Origin of the sequence: Bradyrhizobium sp. PMVTL-01, assembly GCF_051861855.1 — a bacterium.
GTDB lineage: Bacteria > Pseudomonadota > Alphaproteobacteria > Rhizobiales > Xanthobacteraceae > Bradyrhizobium.
Genome location: NZ_CP193982.1, coordinates 5,860,433 through 5,884,288 on the forward strand (window position 1 = coordinate 5,860,433; position 23,856 = coordinate 5,884,288).

The 23,856-nt window shown below is 65.0% G+C and carries 23 protein-coding genes and 1 pseudogene; 12 read left to right on the top strand and 12 right to left on the bottom strand.

What is annotated here, in order from left to right:
- The 3 genes from ACRQ5Q_RS28520 to ACRQ5Q_RS28530 all read right to left on the bottom strand — a co-directional run bounded on the left by ACRQ5Q_RS28520 (position 1) and on the right by ACRQ5Q_RS28530 (position 3,262).
- The gene (locus ACRQ5Q_RS28520) at positions 1 to 1,020 is read right to left on the bottom strand and encodes a branched-chain amino acid ABC transporter permease (protein WP_439374385.1); all 1,020 of its coding nucleotides are present in this window, start codon (positions 1,018 to 1,020) and stop codon (positions 1 to 3) included.
- Entirely contained in the window at positions 1,017 to 1,919 is a 903-nt protein-coding gene (locus ACRQ5Q_RS28525) for a branched-chain amino acid ABC transporter permease (protein WP_439374384.1), read from the bottom strand. Before ACRQ5Q_RS28525 ends, ACRQ5Q_RS28520 begins: the two co-directional genes overlap by 4 nt.
- Before the next feature lie 83 nt (positions 1,920 to 2,002).
- Positions 2,003 to 3,262 carry an ABC transporter substrate-binding protein gene (locus tag ACRQ5Q_RS28530; protein ID WP_439393252.1) on the bottom strand — a complete coding sequence of 420 codons (1,260 nt, stop codon included), beginning with the start codon at positions 3,260 to 3,262 and terminating at the stop codon, positions 2,003 to 2,005.
- Between the two features lie 173 nt (positions 3,263 to 3,435).
- Here ACRQ5Q_RS28530 and ACRQ5Q_RS28535 point away from each other — a divergent pair, with 173 nt between their 5' ends.
- From ACRQ5Q_RS28535 to ACRQ5Q_RS28545, 3 genes are read left to right on the top strand one after another with little or no spacing between them, the layout of a single operon-like run.
- Entirely contained in the window at positions 3,436 to 4,929 is a 1,494-nt protein-coding gene (locus ACRQ5Q_RS28535; protein ID WP_439393254.1) for an AMP-binding protein, read from the top strand.
- Positions 4,926 to 5,567, top strand: a complete 642-nt coding sequence (locus tag ACRQ5Q_RS28540) for a TetR/AcrR family transcriptional regulator (protein ID WP_439374381.1) — start codon at positions 4,926 to 4,928, stop codon at positions 5,565 to 5,567. The genes ACRQ5Q_RS28535 and ACRQ5Q_RS28540 overlap by 4 nt, the downstream gene beginning before the upstream one ends.
- Positions 5,564 to 7,474 (top strand): flavin-containing monooxygenase, encoded by a 1,911-nt coding sequence (locus ACRQ5Q_RS28545; protein ID WP_439393256.1) that lies wholly within the window; start codon positions 5,564 to 5,566, stop codon positions 7,472 to 7,474. The genes ACRQ5Q_RS28540 and ACRQ5Q_RS28545 overlap by 4 nt, the downstream gene beginning before the upstream one ends.
- A gap of 140 nt (positions 7,475 to 7,614) precedes the next feature.
- On the opposite strand, the gene ald is transcribed toward ACRQ5Q_RS28545, so the two are convergent.
- Positions 7,615 to 8,730 carry an alanine dehydrogenase gene (gene ald, locus ACRQ5Q_RS28550; protein ID WP_439393258.1) on the bottom strand — a complete coding sequence of 372 codons (1,116 nt, stop codon included), beginning with the start codon at positions 8,728 to 8,730 and terminating at the stop codon, positions 7,615 to 7,617.
- A gap of 139 nt (positions 8,731 to 8,869) precedes the next feature.
- Between ald and ACRQ5Q_RS28555 the strand changes: the two genes are divergently transcribed.
- The 5 genes and pseudogenes from ACRQ5Q_RS28555 to ACRQ5Q_RS28575 form a co-directional block, all read left to right on the top strand.
- Positions 8,870 to 9,349 (top strand): Lrp/AsnC family transcriptional regulator, encoded by a 480-nt coding sequence (locus ACRQ5Q_RS28555; RefSeq protein WP_439374378.1) that lies wholly within the window; start codon positions 8,870 to 8,872, stop codon positions 9,347 to 9,349.
- A 134-nt stretch (positions 9,350 to 9,483) separates the two neighbouring features.
- Complete coding sequence (locus ACRQ5Q_RS28560) at positions 9,484 to 9,975, top strand: (2Fe-2S)-binding protein (protein WP_439374377.1); 492 nt, start codon at positions 9,484 to 9,486, stop codon at positions 9,973 to 9,975.
- Positions 9,972 to 10,988 (top strand): FAD binding domain-containing protein, encoded by a 1,017-nt coding sequence (locus ACRQ5Q_RS28565; protein ID WP_439393259.1) that lies wholly within the window; start codon positions 9,972 to 9,974, stop codon positions 10,986 to 10,988. The genes ACRQ5Q_RS28560 and ACRQ5Q_RS28565 overlap by 4 nt, the downstream gene beginning before the upstream one ends.
- Before the next feature lie 7 nt (positions 10,989 to 10,995).
- Positions 10,996 to 13,200 carry a xanthine dehydrogenase family protein molybdopterin-binding subunit gene (locus ACRQ5Q_RS28570; protein WP_439393261.1) on the top strand — a complete coding sequence of 735 codons (2,205 nt, stop codon included), beginning with the start codon at positions 10,996 to 10,998 and terminating at the stop codon, positions 13,198 to 13,200.
- Positions 13,201 to 13,203: 3 nt separating this feature from the next.
- A pseudogene (locus ACRQ5Q_RS28575) lies at positions 13,204 to 13,377 on the top strand (GNAT family N-acetyltransferase); the annotation flags it as partial.
- Positions 13,378 to 13,379: 2 nt separating this feature from the next.
- Here the strand turns inward: ACRQ5Q_RS28575 and ACRQ5Q_RS28580 are convergent.
- Positions 13,380 to 13,592 carry a hypothetical protein gene (locus ACRQ5Q_RS28580; RefSeq protein ID WP_270169416.1) on the bottom strand — a complete coding sequence of 71 codons (213 nt, stop codon included), beginning with the start codon at positions 13,590 to 13,592 and terminating at the stop codon, positions 13,380 to 13,382.
- A gap of 208 nt (positions 13,593 to 13,800) precedes the next feature.
- Here ACRQ5Q_RS28580 and ACRQ5Q_RS28585 point away from each other — a divergent pair, with 208 nt between their 5' ends.
- Complete coding sequence (locus ACRQ5Q_RS28585; RefSeq protein WP_439393263.1) at positions 13,801 to 14,049, top strand: hypothetical protein; 249 nt, start codon at positions 13,801 to 13,803, stop codon at positions 14,047 to 14,049.
- 67 nt (positions 14,050 to 14,116) lie between these two features.
- On the opposite strand, the gene ACRQ5Q_RS28590 is transcribed toward ACRQ5Q_RS28585, so the two are convergent.
- Both ACRQ5Q_RS28590 and ACRQ5Q_RS28595 read right to left on the bottom strand, forming a co-directional pair.
- A complete protein-coding gene (locus tag ACRQ5Q_RS28590; protein WP_439393265.1) occupies positions 14,117 to 14,557 on the bottom strand; it encodes a flagellar basal body rod protein FlgC in 441 nt (146 codons plus the stop codon).
- A gap of 110 nt (positions 14,558 to 14,667) precedes the next feature.
- Positions 14,668 to 15,717 carry a hydroxyacid dehydrogenase gene (locus ACRQ5Q_RS28595; protein ID WP_439374373.1) on the bottom strand — a complete coding sequence of 350 codons (1,050 nt, stop codon included), beginning with the start codon at positions 15,715 to 15,717 and terminating at the stop codon, positions 14,668 to 14,670.
- A 241-nt stretch (positions 15,718 to 15,958) separates the two neighbouring features.
- On the opposite strand from ACRQ5Q_RS28595, the gene ACRQ5Q_RS28600 reads away from it, so the two are divergent.
- The 3 genes from ACRQ5Q_RS28600 to ACRQ5Q_RS28610 all read left to right on the top strand — a co-directional run bounded on the left by ACRQ5Q_RS28600 (position 15,959) and on the right by ACRQ5Q_RS28610 (position 17,555).
- Entirely contained in the window at positions 15,959 to 16,510 is a 552-nt protein-coding gene (locus tag ACRQ5Q_RS28600; RefSeq protein ID WP_439374372.1) for a thiamine pyrophosphate-binding protein, read from the top strand.
- A gap of 8 nt (positions 16,511 to 16,518) precedes the next feature.
- Positions 16,519 to 17,115, top strand: a complete 597-nt coding sequence (locus ACRQ5Q_RS28605) for a thiamine pyrophosphate-dependent enzyme (RefSeq protein WP_439374371.1) — start codon at positions 16,519 to 16,521, stop codon at positions 17,113 to 17,115.
- A 77-nt stretch (positions 17,116 to 17,192) separates the two neighbouring features.
- Complete coding sequence (locus ACRQ5Q_RS28610; RefSeq protein WP_439393267.1) at positions 17,193 to 17,555, top strand: VanZ family protein; 363 nt, start codon at positions 17,193 to 17,195, stop codon at positions 17,553 to 17,555.
- A gap of 57 nt (positions 17,556 to 17,612) precedes the next feature.
- Here the strand turns inward: ACRQ5Q_RS28610 and ACRQ5Q_RS28615 are convergent, their stop codons facing one another.
- The 5 genes from ACRQ5Q_RS28615 to ACRQ5Q_RS28635 form a co-directional block, all read right to left on the bottom strand.
- A complete protein-coding gene (locus ACRQ5Q_RS28615; RefSeq protein ID WP_220009682.1) occupies positions 17,613 to 17,996 on the bottom strand; it encodes a DUF1236 domain-containing protein in 384 nt (127 codons plus the stop codon).
- Between the two features lie 117 nt (positions 17,997 to 18,113).
- Complete coding sequence (locus ACRQ5Q_RS28620; RefSeq protein ID WP_439374369.1) at positions 18,114 to 19,001, bottom strand: 2-hydroxy-3-oxopropionate reductase; 888 nt, start codon at positions 18,999 to 19,001, stop codon at positions 18,114 to 18,116.
- 217 nt (positions 19,002 to 19,218) lie between these two features.
- Positions 19,219 to 20,004, bottom strand: a complete 786-nt coding sequence (gene hyi / locus ACRQ5Q_RS28625; RefSeq protein WP_439374368.1) for a hydroxypyruvate isomerase — start codon at positions 20,002 to 20,004, stop codon at positions 19,219 to 19,221.
- Between the two features lie 11 nt (positions 20,005 to 20,015).
- Complete coding sequence (gene gcl, locus ACRQ5Q_RS28630) at positions 20,016 to 21,800, bottom strand: glyoxylate carboligase (protein ID WP_439393268.1); 1,785 nt, start codon at positions 21,798 to 21,800, stop codon at positions 20,016 to 20,018.
- Between the two features lie 155 nt (positions 21,801 to 21,955).
- Positions 21,956 to 23,758 (bottom strand): adenine deaminase C-terminal domain-containing protein, encoded by a 1,803-nt coding sequence (locus ACRQ5Q_RS28635; RefSeq protein WP_439393270.1) that lies wholly within the window; start codon positions 23,756 to 23,758, stop codon positions 21,956 to 21,958.
- Positions 23,759 to 23,856: the final 98 nt, after the last annotated feature.

A 23,856-nucleotide genomic window follows, 5' to 3' on the forward strand; every position in this document is an offset into this window, starting at 1 on the left:
CTAGCGCCCCTCGCCCCGCTCGCGTCGGTGCGCGTACCATTCGGCGACGAAATCCAAAAGGCCTTTGCGCAAGCCCAGCGCGAAGAACAGGATGACGATGCCGAGCACGATGCCGTGGTACTCGGTGAACCGCGTCACGGTGTCGTTGAGCAGCAGCAGCAGCACGGTGCCGACCATCGGGCCGAGGAAGGTCGAGACGCCGCCGAGCATGTTGATGAAGATGCCCTCGCCCGAGATGGTCCAATAAGCGAACTCCGGATAGGCGCCGGACACGAACAGCGCCATCACCATGCCGCCCATCGAGGCGAACAGCGCCGCCAGCACGAAGACGGTGAGTTTGGCGCGCCAGACCTCGATGCCGAGGAAGCTCGCGCGCGCGGCATTGTCACGGATCATGCGCAACGTGTAGCCGAACGGCGATTGCGCGATCTGGCGCATCGCCAGCAGGCCGAGGATGAGCAGCGCACAGCTCGCGACATAGAGATGGACGTGGTTGGAGAGATCGATGCCGAGGAACGCGGGCCTGGGAATGCCGCCGCGCAGGCCCTGGTCGCCGCCGGTGAAGGAGGCCCAGGACAGGATGGTCGAGTGGATCAGCATCTGGAAGGCGAGCGTGACGAAGGCGAAATAGATTTCCTTCAGCCGCACGCAGATTGCGCCGATGATGGCCGCGACGGCCGCCGTGATCGCCAGCGTCGCGACGAAGGCCACGGGAATCGGCACGCCGAGCTTCTGCATGATCAGGCCGAAGCTGTAGGCGCCAAGGCCGAAGAACATGCCGTGGCCGAACGAGGTCAGGCCGGTGTAGCCGACCAGCAGATTAAGCGAGGTCGCAAACAGGCCGTAGGCCGAACAGCGGATGACGAAATCGAGCAGCGCCTTGCTGCCCGTGAACAGCGGCAGGCTCGCCAGCACAGCGAAGGCGATGAGCGCGATCAGCACGTCGCGATAGCGTCGCAGCGCCGCGCCGCTGCGCGCCGGCACCAGCGTTTGGGCGCGTCCGGCCTCGAGCTCGGTCATGCCGCCTCCTTGCCGAACAGGCCGGTGGGTTTGGAGACCAGCACGATCACCATGAAGAGGTACATCAGGCCTTCCGTGAACAAGGGAAAGCCGAGCGAGCCGAACGAGCGGATGAGGCCGAGCAGCAGCGCACCGATCAGCGCGCCCAGGATGGACCCCATGCCGCCGATCACGGTGACGATGAAGGACTCGATCAGCACGGAAAATCCCATGCCTGGCGTCAGCGAGCGCACCGGCGCGGCCAGCGCACCGGCGAGGCCTGCCAGCATGCCGCCGAGCGCGAACACGCCGCCATAGATCAGGCCGGTGTTGATGCCGAGCGCCGAGACCATGCCGGGATTATGCGCGGCGGCGCGGATCACCTTGCCGATGCGGCTGCGCGAAAGCCCGATGCCGAGCACGATGGCCGCGAGGAGCGCGACGCCGATCAGCAGCAGGTAATAAGGCGGCACCACGCCGCCGGCGATGAACAGCGGCATCACCTGGAACGCGGACGGCATGCCCATCGCCTTGAACTCCGGCCCCCAGATGATGCGCACGACATCGTCGAAGATCAGCACGAAAGCGTAGCAGACGAGCAGCTGCATCAGGACGTCGGCACCGTAGACGCGGCTCATGAAGACGCGCTCGAAGATCAGGCCGAGGATCGCCGTGCCGGCCGCACCGGCCAGCATCGCCAGCGCAAAACTGCCGGTGAGCTGGTAGGCCGTCATCGCGAAATAGGCGCCGAACATGTAGAAGGCGCCGTGGCTGAAATTGACCACCTTGAGCACGCCGAAGATCAGCGTCAGCCCCACCGCGACCAGGAACAGCAGCATGCCGATGATGAGGCCGCTGGTGGTTTGCGTCACCAGGCAGGCGGAGCTGGAGAGGCAGCCGGCAAGCGCATCGAGATCCACGGGAGCACTTTCATTGCTGCGCGCCCGATGTGGCGCGGAAAACAACAGGCTGAGACGGTCGCCCGCCTCCGCCGCGCTTCAGATCAGGTGTAGCCCTTGCTCTTCTTCCACTCGGCCTCGAGCTCGAAGATGGTCTTCCAGTCACCGGCCTTGACCTCGGGCACGTAGGGTTCCTGCGGGATCGTGGTGCCCCAGCCGATGGCGTAACCGACCAGCGTGTGGTCGTCGCCGCGCATGGTCACGGTGCCGTCGGCGCCGAACGGGCATTTGATGGTGAGGCTCTTCATCGCCTCCGCGATCTTCTTGCCGTCGGCAGAATTCGCCTTCTTCGCAGCTTCCGCCATCAGCATGATGGCGGTGGCGTTCTCCCACGACCAGTTGGTCGGATATTCGTTGTACTTGGCCTTGTAGGCATCGCCCCAGGCGGCATTCTCCGGCGTGGCCGGGAACGTCTTGATGTAGCGGTTGCCGGAGTGGATGCCCTTGGGCAGGTTCTTCACCACGGTGAGCGCGGTGTAGTCGGCCATGTTGACCGCGAACACCTCCATCTGGCCGAACATCGCGTAGATGTTGGCCTGGTCGATGTAGGAGGTGAGATCGCCGCCCCACAGGCAGGAATACAGCGCCTGCGGCTTGGCCTGCAGGATCTTGGTGACCACCTCGGTATAGTCGGGCTGAAACAGCTTGGGCCAGGACTCGCTGATGATCTCGACCTCGGGCGCGAAGCGCTTCAGGTACAGCGTGAACTCCGCCGTGGTGTCGCGGCCGTAGGCATAATCCGGCGAGCAGGTCGCCCACTTCCTCAGGCCCTTCGCCTTGGCGATCGCCGCGGCATAGCTGCCGCCGACGATGGAATCGTGCACGCCTTGTCGCGCGGTGCGGAAGGCATTGGGGATGTGCTGCTTGGGATCCGCAGTCAGGGACGAGGTTTCCGAATTGGTGTGGATGCAGAACACGCCGAGGTCGCGCGCGACCTCATGCACCGCGAAGGCGCCGGAGGAGGCTTCGGCGTCGATCAGCAATTCGCAGCCATCGGTGTTGACGAGCTCGCGCGCGACGCGGGCCGCTTCCTGCGGCTGGCCCTTGGAATCGCGGATCACCATCTCGATCTGCCGGCCGGCGAGACCGCCGCCGGCGTTGACCTTCTCGACCTCGAGCATCACCGCATTGCGCGAGGACGTGCCGAGCTGCGCGACGCGCCCCGACAGGATCGTCGGCATGCCGATCTTGATGGTCTTGGCCTGGGCGCGGGCCACCCAGGGCGCGGCAAATGTCATCGCACCGGCGCCCATCAGCGCCAGCGTTGAACGACGGCTGATGCCCGGCGTGCGGGTTCTCGTCATTTTCCCCTCCCTCTTTCGGGTCGGCGTTTTCCTGGTCCCTTGCCGGAGATCGTTTCGTCTCCGTATTCCCAAGGATTTCAGAGGGAGGGGGTGACGTCAAGCCAAACATGAATTATGAGTCAGAATTCATAGAAGAGGAAACGAGGCCGGCAATCGGCTCGAAACCAGCCAGAATGATCAACCTGTCGAGCTTCATCGCCTTCCATGCCCGGCGCACACCGGCGCGGTCTGCGCTGAAATATCGCTGCGAGGAGATTTCCTACGCGGCCCTTGATGCACGCGTCCGCAAGGTCGCCGGCTGGCTCGCCGCACAGGGCATCGGCGCCGGCGATGTCGTGGCTGTACTGATGAAGAACAGTGCGGCGTTCCTGGAGATCGTCTTCGCCACCAGCCATCTCGGCGCGGTGTTCCTGCCGATCAATTTTCGTCTTTCGCGCGACGAGGTCGGTTACATCGCCGGCAATGCCGGCACGCGGCTGTTGATCGTCGATGAGGAATTGGCGGCGAACGCCGCGGGCGCGACGATCGTCGTGCTCAATGAGGCCGCGCAGCAGAGCGTCACGCATCTGGTGGGCGATGCGCCACCCGCCTCCATGCATGTCCGTCAGCCATCCGACCTGATGCGGCTGATGTACACGTCGGGCACGACCGACCGCCCCAAGGGCGTGATGCTGTCTTACGATAATTTCTACTGGAAGTCGGCCGCCCAGACCATCGCGCTCGGCCTCCGTGCCGAGACGCGACTTCTCGTCGTCGGCCCGCTCTATCATGTCGGCGCACTCGACCTGCCCGGCATCGCCGTGCTCTGGCATGGCGGCTTCATCCGCATCGAGCGCAATTTCGAGCCCGAGACCGCGCTTGCCGCAATCGCGGAGGACAGACTCAACGCCGCCTGGTTTGCGCCGGTGATGACCACGGCGATGCTCACCTGCCCGACCCGCGATCGCTACGACGTCTCCAGCCTGAGATGGGCGATCGGCGGCGGCGAGAAGACGCCGGAGGTTCGCATCCGCGCTTTCTCGGAGCTCTTCCGCAACGCGCGCTACATCGACGCCTATGGCCTCACCGAAACCGTCGGCGGCGACACTTTCATGGAGGCCGGCCGCGAGATCGAGAAGATCGGCTCGACGGGCCGCGCCATCGCCCATGTCGAGATCGAAATCCGCGACGAGGACGGCAAGGCGCTGCCGCCGAACGTCAATGGCGAGATCTGCCTGCGTGGTCCCAAGATCACGCGCGGCTATTGGAAGGATCCGGAAAAGACCACGTCCGCCTTCTTCGGCGACTGGTTCCGCAGCGGCGACGTCGGCTATCTCGACGACGACGGCTTTCTGTACCTGACCGACCGCAAGAAGGACATGATCATCTCCGGCGGCGAGAACATCGCCTCCTCCGAGGTCGAGCGCGTCATCTACGATCTGCCCGAGGTGCGCGAGGTCGCCGTGATCGGCCTCCGCGATGCGCGCTGGGGCGAATGTCCCGTGGCCATCGTCGTGCTGACCGAAGGCGCCAGCCTCGAGCTCCCCGCCCTCACCGAACACTGCCGGGCGCGGCTGGCGAGCTTCAAGGTGCCGAAACAGCTGATCATCCGCGACAGCCTGCCGCGCAACCCGAGTGGAAAGATCCTCAAGCGCGTGCTGCGCGCCGAGTTGGAGACGTCGGAATGACGCAAGCGAATGCCAAGGTGACAAAGCTCAACCGCATCGAGCGCAACGCCTGGACCAAGCAGAAGATCTTCGACGCTGCGACGAAAATCGTCGGCAAATATGGCTATGCCGAAGCCTCCGTCGCCCGCATCACCGAACAGGCCGGCGTCGCGCAGGGCACCTTCTACAATCATTTCGAGAACCGGCAGGAGCTCCTCGACCAGCTGCTGCCCAAGATCGGCCTCGACATGGTCGCGTTCATCCGCGCCCGCACCGGCAATGCGCATGCGGCGCGGCAGGAGATCGAACGCTTCTCCGCCTTCTTCGACTTCATCCGCGAGGTCCCGGAATTTTTGCGCATCCTCAACGAGGCCGAGTTCTTTGCACCTCACGGCTACCAGAAGCATCTCGACAACATCTCGGTCGCCTATGTCCGCATCCTGCGCCGCGCCCGCCTTGCCGGGGCGATCGAGGATTACAGCGATGAAGAATTCGAGGCGATCGTTCACATGCTGATGGGCGCGCGCGGCTATCTCAGCCGGCGTTATTCTTACTCGGAAGGCGGCGTCACCGCCGTCCCCGATCACGTCATCTCCGCCTATCGCAAGCTGATGACGCGCGGCCTCTTCATTGCCTCTGGAGATCAGGACACGCCATGAACATCGCATCTCCGCACAAGCCGCTCGACCTCACTTCCGCGATTGCCGAGGGCGACATCCGCTGCCTGCTGATGGTGCTGGTGCACATGACCGGCGACGAGAAATGGCTCGCGCCGCCGTACCTGCCCAAGCGTGACATCCGCCTCATTCCCGATCCCGATGCCGGCGTGCGCCGGGAGATCCAGGACGAGATCCGCGCCGCCGTGCTCAAGCTGTTCGCCGGCGGCACGCCAAAACCCGTCATCACCGACCCCGGCGACGGCCTGCTGCTGAGGATGATGCGCGCCTGCCTCGGCGAGAACGTCGCGCCGGAATATGCGCCCCTGATGCGTGAGGAGATGGGCTTTGTGCCGCGCGAGGTGCGCTGGACGACGCGCCCTTCCGGCGACAAGCTCGCCAGGCAGCATGTGCTCATCGTCGGCGCCGGCGTCTGCGCCATCGCGCTTGGCGTGGCGCTCGGCCATCTCGGCATCCCCTACACCATCGTCGAGAAGAACGCCGAGCTCGGCGGCACCTGGTGGATCAACCGCTATCCCGGCTGCGGCGTCGATACGCCGAACCACTCCTATTCCTACTCGTTCGGCTCGCGCAATGCGTGGACGCGCTATTTCTGCCAGCGCGAGGAGCTGCTCGGTTATCTCCAGAAGGTCGCGGACGAATACGGCATCCGGCAACATCTGCGCGTCAACACCGAGCTGACCTCGTCGCGCTGGGATGAGGGCAAGAAGCGCTGGATTTCCACGCTGAAGACCAGGGACGGCGAAGAAATTTTCGAATCCACCGCGCTGGTCTCGGCCATCGGCCAGCTCAACGATCCCTCCCGCGCCCACTTCACAGGAGAGGAGAATTTCAAGGGAACGATCCTGCATTCGGCGCTCTGGTCCGGCGATATCGACATCGACGGCAAGCATGTCGCCGTGATCGGGACAGGCGCGACCTCGATGCAGTTGGTGCCGTCGATCGCCGGCCGCGTCGCCTCGGTCAGGGTCTATCAGCGCAGCGCGCAATGGGCCCGGCCGGTGAAGGGCTATTCCGATCCGATTACGGAGGGCGCGCGCTGGCTGCTCGCGCACCTGCCGTTCTATGTGCAATGGTACCGCTTCAACATGTTCTGGCGCTACGGCGACGGCCTGCTGCCGTTCCTGCGCAAGGACCCGGCCTGGCCGCACCCCGAGCGCGCCGTCAACAAGGGCAATGACCGGCACCGGCAGGAGCTGACCGACTTCATCCTCACCGAGCTGAAGGACCGGCCGGACCTGATTGAGAAATGCGTGCCGACCTATCCGCCCTACGGCAAGCGCATCCTGCTGGACAACAACTGGTTCAAGACATTGACGCGGCCGAACGTCGAGCTCGTCACTGATCCGATCGACCGTTTCGACGAAGGCGGCATCGTCACGAACGACGGCAAGCACCGCCCCGCCGACATCATCGTGGTCGCCACCGGCTTCAAGGTGACGGAGATGGCGGCGCGCCTCAATATCACCGGCCGCGATGGCAAGAATTTGCGCGAGGCCTGGGGCAACGACAATCCGACCGCTTTCCTCGGCCTCACCGTGCCTGATTTCCCGAACTTCTTCTGCATGCTCGGGCCGAACTCCGGTCCCGCCCACGGCGGCAGCGTCATCTTCCAGTCGGAATGCCAGAGCCGCTACATCTCGGCCTGTCTTACCAGCATGATCGAGCAGAACGTGGCCGCGATCGACGTCCGGAAGGACGTGCTCGACGACTACGTCCGCAAGGTCGACGCCGAGCACGAGGCCATGATCTGGACCCATCCGGGCATGACGACCTACTACCGCAATTCGAGCGGCCGCGTGTTCTCGGCCATGCCTTGGCGGTTCGTGGATTACTGGCGTATGACGCATGATCCGGATCTGCGCCAATACAGGCTGACAAAGGGGTGACGTAGCACTGACTCTGGCCGAAGTTTGGGTCGCGCTCGCCGCACATCGTCAGTGCGAGCGCAGCGAAGCAATCCAGAATCCCTCCTCGGAAAGACACTGGATTGCTTCGCTGCGCTCGCAATGACGGAGGTTGCGGCTACTCAGGCCGCCAGCCCGCTCTCCACCGGCGCAAACTCCAGCCCGAGGCTTTCCGCCACCGCCTTGTTCGTGATCCGCCCGCGATGCACGTTGAGCCCGTTGCGCAAATGGGGATTTTCCAGCACCGCGGCAAAGCCCTTGCTCGCGAGCATCAGCCCGAACGGCAGGGTTGCGTTGTTCAGCGCCTGGCTCGAGGTCACCGGCACCGCGCCCGGCATATTGGCGACGCAATAATGCACGACGCCGTCGACCTCGTAGGTCGGATCGGTATGCGTGGTCGGGTGCGAGGTCTCGAAGCAGCCGCCCTGGTCGATCGCGACGTCGACCAGCACCGCGCCCGGCCGCATCGAATTGAGCATCGCGCGCGTGACGAGCTTTGGCGCACTGGCGCCCGGCACCAGCACCGCGCCGATCACGACGTCGGCGGCGAACACCTCCTCCTCGACCGACTCGATCGTCGAAAAGCGCGTTCGGACGCGTCCCATGAAGAGATCATCGAGCTGCCGAAGCCGGGGTATGGAGCGATCGATCACGGTGACTTCGGCGCCAAGGCCCGCGGCCATGCGCGCGGCCTGCGTTCCGACCACGCCGCCGCCCAGAACGACGACGCGCGCCGGCTGCACACCGGGAACGCCGCCAAGCAGCAGACCACGGCCGCCGGCCGACCGCCTGAGCGCGGCGCCGGCAGCCTCGATGGCGAGGCGGCCGGCGACTTCGCTCATCGGCGCGAGCAGGGGGAGGTTGCCGGCCGCGTCGGTGACGGTTTCATAGGCGATCGCCGTGCAGCCGGACGCGAGCAGGCCCTTGGCCTGTTCGGGATCCGGCGCAAGATGGAGGTAAGTAAAAAGAATCTGGCCGTCGCGGAGCTGGGCCCATTCGCTTCGTTGCGGCTCCTTCACCTTCACGATCATGTCGGATTTGGCGAAGATATCGCGGGCGCTGTCGGCGATCGCAGCCCCTGCCCGCCGATAGACCTCGTCGGACGCGCCGATGCCGCTTCCGGCGCCGGTCTCGACCGTCACCTGATGCCCGGCGGCGACATACTCGCGAACCGCGCCCGGCGTGAGCCCGACGCGATATTCCTGCACCTTGATCTCCCTGGGAACACCGACGTGCATCTTCCGCTCCTTCGCCAACTGATTCCGCTGTTGATCGTAGCGAGAGGGCCGGTTTGGTTTCATGCAAATATCCGCTAGTTTGGCGATCCGCGCGCCGGTTTCCGGCGCGTAAACATCCTTTTACGCCGGAAACGAAACTTTGGCCCTGGACCGGAAAGACCTCGCCATCCTCGCGGAACTCACGACAAACGCGCGGGCCAGCCACACCGAGCTCGCCAACAAGGTCGGGCTGTCGAGCACGGCGCTGGCGCGGCGGCAGAAGGCGCTGGAGGACGATGGCTACATCCAGGCCTACCAGGCCGCGCTCGACCTGACGCGGTTCGGCCTCACGACGACGGTGCTGGTCCGCATCGCGCTGGAGAGCCAGAGCGACGAGGCGCTGAAGGCGTTCGAGGCGGAGGTGGGAAAATGCCCCTCCGTCGTGCGCTGCTTCCTGATGTCGGGCACCGACGACTACATCCTGATCGTGCTCGCCCGCGACATCCAGGATTTCGAGCGCATTCACCGCACCGAACTGTCGCGCCTGCCGCGCGTCGCGCGGGTGCAATCGAGTTTTGCATTGCGCGAGGTCGTCAATCGCGCCGTGCCGACGGTGGTGTTCGGCGAAGGGAAGCACTGATCTCGTCCGGGCGACCGGGAGAACCGGCCAGGAACCAAGCATCGCATCATCCGTTGGGCGCTATCGGCCAGCGCGGCAACGCATCTTCGCGTCAGTATCCTTGCCCCGCTCGGCCCATCCGCAGGGAACAGAACATGGCGGACACCACGGATCAGATCCCCGAACGCATTCCGATCAATCTTGTCGTCAACGGCGCGAGGCGCACACTCGAGATCGCGCCGTGGACCACGCTGCTGGATGCCCTGCGTGACCGCTTGGAGTTGACCGGCACCAAGAAAGGCTGCGATCACGGTCAATGCGGCGCCTGCACCGTGCTGGTCGATGGGCGGCGCGTCAATTCCTGCCTAACGCTCGCGATCATGAAGGACGGCGCCGAGATCACGACGATCGAAGGCCTGGCCAAGAACGGCGCGCTGCATCCCCTGCAGCAGGCCTTTGTCGATCACGACGCATTCCAGTGCGGCTATTGCACGCCGGGACAGATCTGCTCGGCGGCCGGTCTTCTGGCCGAGGGCCGCGCCCGCGACGCCGACGAGATTCGGGAACTGATGAGCGGGAATCTTTGCCGCTGCGGTGCCTATCCCAACATCGTGGCTGCGATCGAGCAGGCAATGGGTCGGTCATGAACAACTTCCAGTATTCCCGCGCGAGCGACGTCACCGATGCCATTCGCCTGCTCGCTGCAGATCCGAGCGCGAAGCTGATTGCCGGCGGCACCAATCTGATCGACTTGATGAAGGAGAATGTCGAACGACCCTCCCGACTGGTCGACATCTCCCGCTTGCCGCTCCGCGACATCGAGGAGACCGCGGACGGGGGCCTGCGCATCGGCGCCTTGGTACCAAATTCAGACCTCGCCTACCATCCGCTGATCGAGCAGCGCTATCCCCTGCTGGCCAGCGCAATCCTGGCCGGCGCCTCCGCACAACTGCGCAACATGGCTTCGGTCGGCGGCAACCTGATGCAACGAACGCGCTGCGCGTACTTCTATGACACTGCAACGCCCTGCAACAAGCGAAGCCCAGGCACCGGCTGCTCGGCCGTCGATGGCCTCAACCGTAACCATGCCATCCTCGGCACCAGCAGTTCCTGCATCGCGACGAACCCATCCGACATGAGCGTAGCGCTGGCCGCACTGGGCGCGCTGGTACACACCGCAGGCATTACCGGTCAGCGTACCATCGCGCTGACCGATTTCCATCGACTGCCGGACGACAAACCTCATGTCGATACAAATCTCGGCAGCGGCGAGATCATCACCGCAATCGAGCTGCCGCCGCACGGTTTCGCCCGGAACTACAGCTATTTGAAGGTCCGGGACCGGCTGTCCTACGCCTTTGCATTGGTCTCGGTCGCGGCCGCGCTCGAACTCGAGGGCAGTGCGATCGGAGAAGCGCGCCTGGCGCTGGGCGGCGTGGCCCACAAGCCTTGGCGGAACCTCGATGCGGAGGCGGCGTTGCGCGGCCAGGCGGCAACGCCGGATCATTTTGGTCGCGCCGCCGACCTGTTGCTGCAGGGAGCAACCGCTCGTTCGCAGAACGGCTTCAAGATCGAGCTCGCGCGGCGAGCCGTCGTGCGTACGCTGATTCAGGCCGCAAACGCCACACCGCAATCGCAAGCTCACAAGAAGATCGCATGAGGGGCCGATGAACGCCTATGTCGGAACGCCAACGTCGCGCGTCGACGGCCGGGCCAAGGTCACCGGAGCCGCCAAATACGCCGGCGAATTCGCGGCAGACCGCCTCCTCCATGGCTTCGTCGTCGCGGCCACCATTCCGCGCGGGCGCATCGCCCGCCTCGACACCAGCAAGGCCCTGAAGGTGAAGGGCGTGGTCGACGTGCTCACCCACGCGCATCGCCCGCCCCTCGCCGAGCAGGACGAAGCCTGGAAGGACGAGGTGGCTCCGGAGCAGGGCTCGCCGTTCCGACCGCTCTATGACAACAGCGTCAAGTTCGACGGCCAGCCGATCGCGCTGGTCGTAGCCGAGGACTGGGAAACCGCCAAGTTCGCCGCAACCCGCATTCGAGTTGAATACGAGGAGGAGGCGTTTGCGACCGATCTCGAGTCCGAACGCACCAGGGCTGCCAAGGTCGATCAGCCGCACAAGCCGCGCGGTGACGCCTCGGCGGCGCTGACGCGAGCGGCCGTCCATCACGAGGCCGACTATGTCATTCCGAGCGAGCATCACAACCCGATGGAGCTATATGCGACAACGGCCGTCTGGGACGGCAACGGCAAGCTTACCGTCTATGACAAGACTCAAGGCGTCCAGAACGTTCAGAAGTTTCTCTGCAGCGTTTTCGACAGGAAGCCGGACGAAATCCGCGTGATCTCGCCCTATGTCGGCGGCGCCTTCGGCTCGGGCCTGCGGCCGCAGCACCAGGTCGTGCTGGCAACGCTTGGCGCGCTTGCACTGAAACGATCTGTCCGTGTCGTGCTGACGCGGCACCAGATGTACGGCTTGGGCTACCGGCCGATGACGATCGAGCACGTTGCGCTCGGCGCAAACCGCGACGGCACGCTCGAAGCCGTCATGCACGAAGCCATAGCCGTCACCTCGCGGTTTGAGAATTTCGCCCGCAACGATGCCGGCTGGGGGGAACAGCTCTACAAGAGCCCCAACAGCCGCCTCTCCCACATGCTCGTCCACCTCGACGTCGCCACTCCCTGCGACATGCGCGCGCCGGGTGCAGCATCGGGCGTCTGCGCGCTCGAATGCGCCATGGACGAGCTGGCCGTCGCGCTCAAGCTCGACCCGATCGAGTTGCGGCTGAGGTGTTACTCGGATCGCGACCAGAGCGAAGACCTGCCATACACCAGCAAGCAATTACGCGCATGCTATGCCAGGGGCGCAGAAGCCTTCGGCTGGAGCCGACGCGACCCCGGGCCGCGCTCCATGCGCGACGGCACGGAACTGGTCGGCTGGGGCATGGCGACCGGGGTGTGGGAGGCGCTTCAGATGCCGGTCGCCGTCCGCATCGTGCTCACAGCCAACGGCCATGCCGAGGTCTCCTGCGCCGCGTCCGATATCGGCACCGGCACGTACACCATCGTGGCGCAGGTCGCGGCCGATGCCCTCGGGCTGCCGATCGAGAACATCAGCGTCCGGCTCGCCGACTCGAGCCTGCCGCAGGCGCCGGTGGAAGGCGGCTCGTGGATGGCCGCCTCGAGCGCGCACGCCGTGTTAGGAGCAGCCGAGGAGATTCGCCAGGAGCTCGTCCGTCACGTCAAGGCGATGCCCGCCTCGCCGCTCGGCGGCGTCGATGCGCCAGACATCATTCTCGTTGACGGAACCGTCGCCAAGGCGGGCGATAGGAGCCGCGCCGTCTCGATTGCCGATATCATGCGCCACAGCAAGCTCGAGCGGATCGAAAAGGAGAAGCTCAACCAGTTCGCGGAAGACAAGTCGTACGCGCGCAACACCCATTCGGCCGTCTTCGTCGAAGTGAAAGTAGACGAGCAACTCGGCGTCATTCGCGTCACGCGGGTGGTGAGCGCGGTCGCGGCCGGACGCATCCTGAACCCCAAGACTGGCCGCAGCCAGGTCGTGGGCGGCGTGGTCTGGGGGATCGGGATGGCGCTGCACGAGGAAACGTTGATGGATCACCGCTTCGGCCGGATCATGAACGCGAACATTGCCGAGTACCACATTCCCGTGAATGCGGACGTTCACGACATCGACGTCATTTTCGTCGATGAGGCCGACGACCGGATCAACAGGCTAGGTGTCAAGGGTCTTGGCGAAATCGGCATCGTCGGCGTGCCTGCAGCGATTGCGAACGCGGTCTATCACGCCACCGGCAAGCGCATCCGGCGCTTCCCGATTACGCTGGACAAGCTGCTCGATTGAGCCGACGCCGACAATGCCCCGTCGCTGGCGCTGCACGAGAAGTTCGGCTTCGCGCGCGCAGGCCTGCTCAGCCGCGTCGCCTCTCGCCACGGCCGCTAGTCCGACACCGTCATGGTGCAACGCTTGCTCGGCGCGGGGACGACGGCGCCCCCGCCGGTCGCGGCGCCCGGGCGTTAGCCCTACGAGGGAAAATCAGCCGGTCTGACGTGGATGCGATCGGCATGCAGCGACCAATGATGCAACGCCTGGTCCTTGCAGAACTTTGCCTTCGCCCGTTCCCTGGCCTCGTCCTCGTCGGCGGCATCGATCTCGAGCGTGCCCTGGCACACCTCGATCTCGCGGCCGTACTGGCCGAGCACGTCCTTCATGAACTTGACCACAAAAGTTGACATGGGACCTCCCTGCTGCCCCGGCGGCACTCTAATCCCATTTAGGACGGACGGGGGAAGAAGATTTTGACGCGGATCAAGGCCTGGCGAGTCCCGGCCGAAGACTCGTTGCGGAACCGCCGCCCGGGTTTATGGGCAAGTGCCGGTCGCCCATTGGGATTTCGGTGGCTGCACGCCGCAAACGCGCTAGGCTGATGACGAGGCCGCAAAGATGTCGAGCGTCTTCGTGGACCGGCGGGAATCTGCCTTTCCTCGCGTCGGCGACATCCCGCAGCCGATCGCGAGCGGCGCGATCAGTGAGGCCGATGTTCTTCGCGATCTCTATGACCGCGACGGCGGCCGGGTGCAGGGGCGAACGTCACTGGCCGACATCACGTTCTTCAAGAACGCCGGCGGCGGCCATCTCGACCCCATGACCTGCGAGGCCGTGTTCGAGCAGTTCGGCGCAAAGCTGGGGTAGGACGGCCCTACCCCGGCGTTATGCCGGTGGAGGCGGACGGACCGGATGCCGGCAAGAGAGGCCGGCATCAGCCATCACGCTTTGATATCGAGGAGTGGTCTTCGGTCTCGGCGTCGGCTTGAATGACCTTCGCGTTGGCAATGAAGCTGTACTTTGCGGTCGCCAGCTGAACGAATTCGCTGGCGAGATCGACGTTCGGCGCCGCGACCAGGCCGTCCTGGTTTGCGAAGGGAGAGCCTGGGTCCGATTGCGCGGTATAGCTCGGCGACACCGTCGACACGGTCGCAGCCGTACCGCCCGGCGTCGAGCCGCTCGATTGAGAGACCTGATCGACCCGCAGCGGCACATAGGGAAACGTCGGAGCGATGCCCGCACCGGCCGATGTGCTCGATCCGCCGGATGCTGGCAGCGGGCCCGTCGCACTGATGTTGGCAATGTTGCTCGCGGCCACGCTCACGCGCAGGCTCGCCGCAGAAAGTCCGGATGTCGCAATCGAAAGTATGCTCATGAACGCTGATGTACGGGACAAATCATACGCGTTCATTCACCCCATCAGTAAAATCCGCCGCTTTCTGTTTTCGTCCGCGTAACCAACGATCGGCACGGACTTCGCGCGCCCTACCCCGGCATCACGCCAAACGCCCGGTTGAAGCGCTCGGCATAGACCGGCCAGACCTCGGGATTGATGATACGCGGCGGGCGCTTGCCGTCGAGCGTCTCCAGCACCTGCTCGGCGGCGATGCGGCCCATGTTCTGACGCGCCTCGATGGTGACGCCGGCGGTGTGCGGGCTCGCCAGCACGTTGTCGAACTGGAGCAGCGGATGCTCCGGCGGCGGAGGCTCCTTGGACCAGACGTCGAGGCCGGCGCCGGCGATGCGCTTGTCGCGCAGCGCCTGCAGCAGCGCGTCCTCATCGTGGATGAAGCCGCGCGCCGTCGTGATGAAGTACGCGTGCGGCTGCATCAGCGCGAATTCGCGCGTGCTGATCATGTTGCGGCTCTTCTTGTCGAGCGGACAGGAGATCGAGACGAAATCGGCGCGGCGCAAGAGCTCGTCGAGCTCGACCTTCTCGCCGCCCCGTTCGGCCATCACCTCGGCGGTGAGATAGGGATCATAGGCCAGCACCTTCATGCCGAGCAGGCCCTTGCACAGGGCGGCGATGCGACGGCCGACATTGCCGAGGCCGATGATGCCGACGGTCTTGCGCTGGACCTCGTTGCCGACGAGCTCGTTGCGGTTGACGTCCCGCTCGCGGCGCAGGCGGCGATCGGACTGGATGATCCGCTTGGACAGCGTCAGCATCATCGCCAGCGCGTGCTCGGCGACGGAATGGGCATTGCCGCCGGACTGGTTGACGACGACGACGCCCGCGGCCGTGCAGGCCTCGACATCGACGGGGTCGAAGCCCGCGCCGTTGCTGGACACGAGCAGGAGGTTTGGCGTGCGCTTCAGGAAGGCGGCATCGACATGGAAATGCGGGGCGAGCTCATCGCGGGCGGCGCCGATCTGGTAGACATGGGCCGCACTCAGGATCGGTGCGTAAAAGTCCTCGGGGCTTTCATTCTCGATCCGGTCGAGCCGGACGTCGGGCCGCGCCTTCAGGATGTCGACATAGATCGGATTGGCCAGGTATTTGACGTAGAAGACGCGCTTGCTGTTGGCGGACATCAGGACCCTTCCGACTCTCTCGTGGGAGATCCGCAAGGTCAGCGCGATGCGCGCGCGTCCGTGCCCCTCCGCTTTCTGGTTATAGCCGCTTATGCCATGGCGGTGCCGGCCACGGCAGCCCGTCCGGCGCAGATCACGGTGCCGGCCCGGACATGTTGACAATCCGGCCGCCTGCGTCAAGTTCGGCAGACTGCCGCGACGACCAGAACCAATAAGCATGCGCGGCCGCAGGGAGAACGCAATGGCGATTGCGGAACAACAGGCACAGGGGACCGGCGACAGAAGCTGGCATGGCATCGTCCTGCAAGCCCTGAAGCGGAACGAGATCAGCCTGATCCCTTACGTGCCCGACCGCGTGCTGACGCCGCTGATCAAGAGCTTGCACGCCGATCCCTTCTTCACCACCTTCGCCACCGCCCGCGAGGAAGAGGCCGTCGGCATCGTCTCCGGCGCCTGGATGGGCGGACGGCGCGGCGCGGTGCTGATGCAGACCTCGGGCTTTGCCACGCTCGCCAACGTGCTGGCCTCGCTCGCTGTGCCCTACCAGATCCCGCTGATCATGTTCGTCTCCGAGCGCGGCACGCTCGGCGAATTCAACTACGGCCAGTCGCTTGTCTGCCGTACCATGCGCCCGGTGCTGGATTCGCTCGCGCTGGAGCACCACACCATCACCCGGCTCGACGAGCTCGAATTCATCGCCGACCGCTCGATAAAGCAGGCCGTAACCACGCAGGCGCCGGTGGCGCTGATCCTCAACCCGCTGCTCACGGGCGGCAAGGTTTTCGACAAGTGAGGCGGGCCATGGATAATCGCAACACCAAGGTGATGAACCGCTTCGACGTCACCTCGCGCCTGATCGCGAAGCTCAAGCACGAGGAAGCCGTGATCGGCGGCATCGGCAACACCAATTTCGACCTCTGGGCCGCCGGCCACCGCTCCCAGAACTTCTACATGCTGGGCAGCATGGGCCTCGCCTTCCCGATCGCGCTCGGCGTAGCGCTGGCGCAGCCCGAGCGCCGCGTGTTTGCGCTCGAAGGCGACGGCTCGCTCCTGATGCAGCTCGGCGCGCTCTCGACGATCGCGATGTTGAAGCCGAAGAACCTGATCATGATCGTGATGGACAACGGCATCTACCAGATCACCGGCGCGCAGCCGACGCCGGCAGCCGGCGTCGCCGACATCGTCGCGATCGCGACCGGCTCAGGGCTCGCCAACAGCGGCTGGGCCGCGGACGAGGAGGATTTCGAGCGCCTGGTCGAGGAGGCGATGTCGGCCTCAGAGCCGAGTCTGATCGCGGTTCGCATCGACGACAAGCCGGGCGTCGGCACCCCAAGGCGCGATCCCGTGCAGATCCGGGAACGCTTCATGCACGGCCTCGGCGTCCGCGAGCCGCTTTAACATTCCGTCATTAACTACACGGCGATCTGATCCGAATCCCGCGCCAGTCCCCGACTATTCCGTGCTAAGCGGCGCGGATGTCCATTTTTGTTCGCGCCTTTGCCTGGCTGCTTGCTGCCGCCGTGACCCTCGCAACACTCGGGCCCCCGGGCCTGCGGCCCCATTCCGACCTCGGCCAGGACGGCGAGCATGCGCTGGCCTTCATTCTCGTCGGGCTGGCCTTCGGCCTCGCCTATCGGCAGCGGCGCCTGGCAGTCGCGGCCGCATCGGTGGTCCTGATCGGCCTGCTCGAGCTGATGCAATTCTGGGCCCCGGGGCGCCATGCGCGACTGGAGGATTTTCTGGTCGATGCCGGCACCGCCTGCATCGGGTTTGCGCTCGCCGCCGTCGCCGACTGGGTCATGACCCGATTTCGGGAAAACTCGGCCCTGACAGGCTGAGGCCCCGCGGAGCGATGCTCCGCAGGGCCCGGCTCTTCGAAGCCTTTACTGCGCCGATCAGTCGATGATCTTGACGACCCGGCGCGTACGCGGCTCGACGATCACGCGGCGATCGTTCACGACCGCATAGCGATATTCGGTGTAGTTCGGCACCGGCCGAAGCACCACGGTCGGAGGCAGCGGCTCACCGACCACGACGCGCTCGTGGACCACGACGGAGTCATCGCGCGGGATTCCTCCGAGCACCGCATTCGGAATTTCGAGGCCCGCGCCGACGGCCGCACCGACGGTGCCGCCGACCATCGCGCCGATCGGGCCGCCGATGTCGCCACCCGCGCGCGCGCCGTCCCTGGCGCCCTGTTCGGTGGTCGACTGGGCAAAGGCCGCACTCGACGCCAGCAGCGACGCGGCGGCCAACGTAATCGCAAGACGGGTTTTCATGTCCTGATGTCTCCAGTGATTGTTGTGCAGCTTCAACCCGCGGACACCCGGCATTGTTCCGGTTCCCCTGCGACCAAAGATGCATCACACATCCGGAGAGTGTTACCGCGTAACAGTTCAGGCTGCGGCGATCTCGTGGCCCGCCATCAGTTCCAGCGCCCGCACCAGGGCCGAGTGATCCCAGCCCTTGCAGCCATGCGCGGTGCAGGACGAGAACAATTGCTGCGCCACCGCCGTGCTCGGCAACGACAGGCCGAGCGCACGCGCGCCTTCGAGCGCGAGGTTGAGATCCTTCTGGTGCAGCTCGATGCGGAAGCCCGGATCGAAATTGCGCTTCACCATGCGCTCGCCATGCACCTCGAGGATTCGCGACGAGGCAAAGCCGCCCATCAGCGCCTTGCGCACCAGCGCGGGATTCGCACCGGCTTTCGATGCAAACAGCAGCGCTTCGCTCACAGCCTCGATGGTCAGGGCAACGATGATCTGGTTGGCGACCTTCGTGGTCTGGCCGTCGCCATTGGCGCCGACATGGGTGACGTTCTTGCCCATCTTGTCGAAGATCGGCTTCATGGTGCCGAAGGCCCGCTCGGGACCGCCGACCATGATGGTGAGGCTGGCGGCTTTCGCCCCGACCTCCCCGCCGGACACCGGCGCATCGAGATAGTCCGCACCCAGCGCCTCGATCTTCTTCGCAAACTCCTTCGTGGCCAGCGGCGAGATCGAGCTCATGTCGACGACGATCTTGCCCTTGGAGATGCCGCTCGCGACGCCGTCCTTGCCGAACAGCACTGCTTCCACATGCGGCGTATCCGGCACCATGATGATGACGGCGTCTGCCTCCTCCGCGACCTCCTTCGCCGACTTGCAGGCGAGGCCGCCCGAAGAGATCAGCTCAGCCGCAACAGGCGCGACGTCATGCAGGAACACCCGATGGCCTGCGGCCAGGAGGTGGCCGGCCATCGGCCGTCCCATGGTGCCAAGTCCGATGAAGCCGATGTCGATCATGGTTTAGCTCTCTCTCAGTTGCATAAGCGGAATCTATCCGCGTACTCGCTGCACGTCTCCCGCTTGCGGGAGAGATCGGCACGCAGCGCCGGGTGAGGGTTCTATCCGACCGGGGAATTTCTCGGCGCATCTCGGAAAGCCCCACCGCGGAGACACCCTCTCCCCAGCCCTCTCCCGCAAGCGGGAGAGGGAGCGCACCGGCACCGTGGCTGCGCTCTCACGTCTCGAATGTCTGTGCCGCGTGCCAGGAGAGGCCTTCCAGCGTCGTCGTGCGCGGCTTGTATTCGCAACCGATCCAGCCGCGATAGCCGATCGCGTCGAGATGGCGAAACAGGAACGGATAGTTGATCTCGCCGGTGCCGGGCTCGTGGCGGCCGGGATTGTCGGCGAGCTGGATGTGGGCGATCTCGGGCAGGTATGCCTGCACGGTGCGGGCGAGATCGCCCTCCATGATCTGCATGTGATAGACGTCGTACTGAACGAACAGATTGTTCGAGCGCACCTCGGAGATCAGCTGCACTGCCTGCTCGGTGCCGTTGAGATAGAAGCTGGGAATGTCGAGCGTGTTGATCGGCTCGACCAGCAGCTTGATGTTCTCCCGCGCCAGCGTCGACGCGGCGAAGCGCAGGTTGCCGACCAGCGTCTCCTGAAGCGCGCGCGGATCGGCGCCATCCGGCGCGATGCCGACGAGGCAGTTGAGCTGGTCGCAATCGAGCGCCTTGGCATAGTCGATGGCACGGAAGACGCCGTCACGGAATTCGGCGGTTCGGTCGGGCAGGATCGCGATGCCGCGCTCGCCTCCGGCCCAGTTTCCGGCCGGCAGATTGTGCAGCACCTGCGTGAGGCCATGGGCCTCCAGCTGCTCGCGCAGCTGCGCCTTGTCGAAATCATAGGGAAAGAGATACTCGACCCCGGCAAAGCCTGCCGCCTTCGCCGCGGCGAAGCGGTCGAGAAACGGCATCTCGTTGAAGAGCATGGTGAGGTTGGCGGCGAATTTCGGCATGATGCTCTCCCCTATTCCGCCGGCTGCAGCACGCGCGTGGTTTCGACTTCTTCGAGCGGCAGATCCAGCACCTCCTCGAACTCGACGACGTTGTCGATCTCCGTGCCCATCGCGATGTTGGTGACGCGTTCGAGGATGAACTCGACAACGACAGGCACGCGGTGCTTCGCCATCAATTCGCGCGCGGTGGCGAATGCGGCCTGCGTGTCCTTGGGGTCGGTGACGCGGACCGCCTTGCAGCCGAGGCCTTCGGCCACCGTGACATGGTCGACGCCGTAGACGCCGATCTCGGGCGCGTTGATGTTCTCGAAGGAGAGCTGGACATGATAGTCCATGTCGAAGCCGCGCTGGGCCTGGCGGATCAGGCCGAGATAGGAATTGTTCACGACGACGTGGATGTAGGGCAGTTTGAACTGCGCGCCGACCGCGAGCTCCTCGATCAGGAACTGGAAGTCGTAGTCGCCCGACAGCGCCACGATCTCCCGCTCAGGGCACGCCGCGCGCACGCCGAGCGCGGCGGGCAGCGTCCAGCCGAGCGGGCCCGCCTGCCCCGCGTTGATCCAGTTGCGCGGCTTGTAGACGCCGAGGAATTGCGCGCCGGCGATCTGCGACAGGCCGATCACCGTGACATAGGTGGTGTCGCGGCCGAACGCCTTGTTCATCTCCTCATAGACGCGCTGCGGCTTGATCGGAACGTCGTCGAAATGGCTCTTGCGCAGCATGGTCTTCTTGCGATCGCGGCAGGCAGCGGGCCAGGCCTGGCGCTCGCGAAGCCTGCCTGACCGCCGCCATTCCCTGGCGACGGTGACGAAGAGCTCGAGCGCCGCCTTCGCGTCCGAGACGATGCCGAGATCGGGGTTGAACACGCGCCCGATCTGGGTCGGCTCGATATCGACGTGAACGAATTTGCGGCCCTTGATGTAGGTCTCGACCGAGCCGGTATGGCGATTGGCCCAGCGATTGCCGATGCCGAGCACGAAATCGGATTCGAGCAGCGTCGCATTGCCGTAGCGATGGCTGGTCTGAAGGCCGACCATGCCGGCCATCAGCACGTGATCGTCGGGGATCGCGCCCCATCCCATCAGCGTCGGCACGACAGGAACGTTGGCGATCTCGGCGAACTCGACCAAAAGGTCCGAGGCATCGGCGTTGATGATGCCGCCGCCGGCGACGATCAGCGGCCGCTCGGCGGCATTGAGCATCTCCAGCGCCTTCTCGACCTGCTTGCGGGTCGCCGCGGGCTTGTAGACCTGCAGCGGCTCATAGGTCTCGTCGTCGAACTCGATCTCGGCGAGTTGCACGTCGAGCGGCATGTCGATCAGCACCGGTCCCGGCCTTCCCGAGCGCATGATGTGAAATGCCTGGCTGAACACGCGCGGCACCAGCGCCGGCTCGCGCACCGTCACCGACCATTTGGTCACGGGCTTGGCGATCGATTCGATGTCGACGGCCTGGAAATCCTCCTTGTAGAGCCGCGCCCGCGGCGCCTGACCGGTGATGCAGAGGATCGGAATGGAATCGGCGATCGCCGAATAAAGCCCGGTGATCATGTCGGTGCCGGCCGGCCCCGAGGTGCCAATGCAGACGCCGATATTGCCGGCCTTCGCCCTTGTGTAGCCCTCCGCCATGTGCGATGCGCCCTCGACATGGCGCGCCAGGATGTGGCGGATCGACCCGCGCTTCTTCAGCGCCGAGTACAGCGGATTGATCGCGGCGCCGGGAACACCGAAGGCGGTCGAGATGCCCTCTTTCTCCAGGATACGCACGGCCGCATCGACAGCTCGCATCTTCGCCATATCGGACCTCGCTTGGGTTTAAGTCAGCGAGCGAGATCATCAGATGCGCGGGATGCGATCTCAACGAGATCGATTTTATTTTCCACGATGCGGCAGCCGTGGAAAAATCGTTGGTGGTCTCAATCAGTTAGATCGTGAAACGCGTGAAAGCCGCTTCACTCGAACAGCGGCGCAAGCTCCATTTGCGGGACCAGCACGAGGCCCTTGTCGGTAATGCGGATTTCCGGAATGACCGATAGGGGAATCAAATTGAAGCCCATGTAGGGGATGGTGCACCCCGCTTCAGCCCATTCCTTCTTCAGGACCTTGACCTCTTCAGCCACCTCGGTCACGCGTTTGTCGGACAGGAGTCCCGCGATCGGCAGCGGAACCAGCGCACTCACCTTGCTGTCGGCGACGACGCAGACGCCGCCCTGCTCTTCCCTGATCGCGGCGATCGCGACCTGCATGTCAGCTTCGTTGGTGCCGGCGACGATGATGTTGTGGCTGTCGTGGCCGACGCTGGAGGCGACCGCACCGCGCTTCAGGCCGAAGTCCTTCAGCAGGCCGTAGGCGACATTGCCGGCCGATTTGCCGTGGCGCTCGACCACCGTGACGAAGCAGAGGCCGTAGCGCGCGAACAGCGACGGCCAATTCTTTGCCGGCTCGATCGCGACCTTCTCGTGGATCAAGGTGATGCCGGGCAATGCGGTCTTGATGGCGTTGACGGTGCAGGCCTTCGCCGGGAGTTCCGGCGTCAGCTTGATCTTCTCCGGCAGCTTGACGGTGGCATAGGCCGCCTTGGGATATTGGTAGCGCTGCGACAGCGCCTGATCGAGGCTATCCGTAATCTTGCCCTGCTCAACCACGAGCTCGCCGCCATACCAGGTGCATTGCGGCTTGAGCTGATCGTCCATCAGCACGAGATCGGCGCGGCGGCCGCCGCCGAGACCGCCAATGTCGCCCTCCATGCCGAAGCGCGTCGCGCCGTGCAGCGAGCCCATCGACCAGGCCTGCTCCGGCGACATCCCCGCCTTCACGGCTTCGCGCACCACCCAATCGAGGCCGAACAGCAGCAGATCGTCGGCATCACGGTCGTCGGTGCACACCGCCGTGCGCTTGTGCGAGGCGCCGAGCTCGGTGATCGTCCGGATCGCCTGGGGCAGCGAATGCCAGGGCGTCGTCGGCGGGCCGCCACGAAGGAAGATCCAGACGCCGGCATCGAGCAGATCGTCGGCGATGTCGCGGTCGATCGCCTCATGGGTGTCGGTAACGCCGGATGCCGCATAGGCCGCGACGAATTCACGGCCGTAGACATGGCCGGACACCGGCCGCCCGCGCTTCAGCGCGGCGGCGAGGATGGCGTGGCTGCGCTCGTCGCCCATCGTGACAGGCACGAAATCCATCTTCTCGCCAAGCGCGACCGCTTCCGGCCAGCGGTCGAACAGGCCGGCGATCTTGTCCGGCGTGAGATCGCCGCCGGCCGTCTCCAGTTCCGCCGAAGTGGCCGGTACCGTGCTCGGCACCGTCAGGAAGATCGAGAGCGGCGCCGCGCGCGCGTCCTCCAGCATCGCCTCGACCCCGGCGACGTCCATGACGTTGCCGATCTCGTGGCTGTCGCAGAAGATCGTCGTGGTGCCGTTGAGCAGCGCGGCCTCGGCATAGGCGCAGGCCGTCACCATCGAGGATTCGATGTGAATGTGCGGATCGACGAGGCCTGGAGCGATGATGCCGCCTGCGGCGTCGTAAGTCATGACGTCACTCCACGCCTTCTTTGCCGTGCCGGCCGCCTTCACTGCCGCGATGCGGCCGCCGGTGATCCAGACCTCACGCTTCGAATGGATACGTTCCGAATAGGTCGAGAGCACCCGCGCCCCCGTGATGACGAGATCGGGCGCGACGCGCGCCGAGGCGACGTCGGCGAGGCGCCTCGTCATGCTGTGCAGCGGCGCGACGGAAAAACGGGTGAGTTTGGTCATCGGGGGCTCTCGCGGAGATTGGACAGCCCAGCGATGGTTGCCCCCGACAGCGGCAGGGGCAACTCAAATAAAACGGCACCTCTGCTTACGCATTGGGC

Excerpts from the sequence above, each read along its gene's own strand:
- gcl (WP_439393268.1), bottom strand. The coding sequence starts at position 21,800 with ATGGCGAAGATGCGAGCTGTCGATGCGGCCGTGCGTATCCTGGAGAAA.
- ACRQ5Q_RS28535 (WP_439393254.1), top strand. The coding sequence starts at position 3,436 with ATGATCAACCTGTCGAGCTTCATCGCCTTCCATGCCCGGCGCACACCG.
- ACRQ5Q_RS28560 (WP_439374377.1), top strand. The coding sequence starts at position 9,484 with ATGGCGGACACCACGGATCAGATCCCCGAACGCATTCCGATCAATCTT.
- ald (WP_439393258.1), bottom strand. The coding sequence starts at position 8,730 with ATGCACGTCGGTGTTCCCAGGGAGATCAAGGTGCAGGAATATCGCGTC.
- ACRQ5Q_RS28590 (WP_439393265.1), bottom strand. The coding sequence starts at position 14,557 with ATGAGCATACTTTCGATTGCGACATCCGGACTTTCTGCGGCGAGCCTG.
- ACRQ5Q_RS28610 (WP_439393267.1), top strand. The coding sequence starts at position 17,193 with ATGTCCATTTTTGTTCGCGCCTTTGCCTGGCTGCTTGCTGCCGCCGTG.
- ACRQ5Q_RS28595 (WP_439374373.1), bottom strand. The coding sequence starts at position 15,717 with ATGTCCGCCAACAGCAAGCGCGTCTTCTACGTCAAATACCTGGCCAAT.
- ACRQ5Q_RS28565 (WP_439393259.1), top strand. The coding sequence starts at position 9,972 with ATGAACAACTTCCAGTATTCCCGCGCGAGCGACGTCACCGATGCCATT.
- ACRQ5Q_RS28635 (WP_439393270.1), bottom strand. The coding sequence starts at position 23,758 with ATGACCAAACTCACCCGTTTTTCCGTCGCGCCGCTGCACAGCATGACG.
- ACRQ5Q_RS28600 (WP_439374372.1), top strand. The coding sequence starts at position 15,959 with ATGGCGATTGCGGAACAACAGGCACAGGGGACCGGCGACAGAAGCTGG.
- hyi (WP_439374368.1), bottom strand. The coding sequence starts at position 20,004 with ATGCCGAAATTCGCCGCCAACCTCACCATGCTCTTCAACGAGATGCCG.
- ACRQ5Q_RS28545 (WP_439393256.1), top strand. The coding sequence starts at position 5,564 with ATGAACATCGCATCTCCGCACAAGCCGCTCGACCTCACTTCCGCGATT.
- ACRQ5Q_RS28615 (WP_220009682.1), bottom strand. The coding sequence starts at position 17,996 with ATGAAAACCCGTCTTGCGATTACGTTGGCCGCCGCGTCGCTGCTGGCG.
- ACRQ5Q_RS28540 (WP_439374381.1), top strand. The coding sequence starts at position 4,926 with ATGACGCAAGCGAATGCCAAGGTGACAAAGCTCAACCGCATCGAGCGC.
- ACRQ5Q_RS28570 (WP_439393261.1), top strand. The coding sequence starts at position 10,996 with ATGAACGCCTATGTCGGAACGCCAACGTCGCGCGTCGACGGCCGGGCC.
- ACRQ5Q_RS28585 (WP_439393263.1), top strand. The coding sequence starts at position 13,801 with ATGTCGAGCGTCTTCGTGGACCGGCGGGAATCTGCCTTTCCTCGCGTC.
- ACRQ5Q_RS28580 (WP_270169416.1), bottom strand. The coding sequence starts at position 13,592 with ATGTCAACTTTTGTGGTCAAGTTCATGAAGGACGTGCTCGGCCAGTAC.
- ACRQ5Q_RS28605 (WP_439374371.1), top strand. The coding sequence starts at position 16,519 with ATGGATAATCGCAACACCAAGGTGATGAACCGCTTCGACGTCACCTCG.
- ACRQ5Q_RS28520 (WP_439374385.1), bottom strand. The coding sequence starts at position 1,020 with ATGACCGAGCTCGAGGCCGGACGCGCCCAAACGCTGGTGCCGGCGCGC.
- ACRQ5Q_RS28620 (WP_439374369.1), bottom strand. The coding sequence starts at position 19,001 with ATGATCGACATCGGCTTCATCGGACTTGGCACCATGGGACGGCCGATG.
- ACRQ5Q_RS28530 (WP_439393252.1), bottom strand. The coding sequence starts at position 3,262 with ATGACGAGAACCCGCACGCCGGGCATCAGCCGTCGTTCAACGCTGGCG.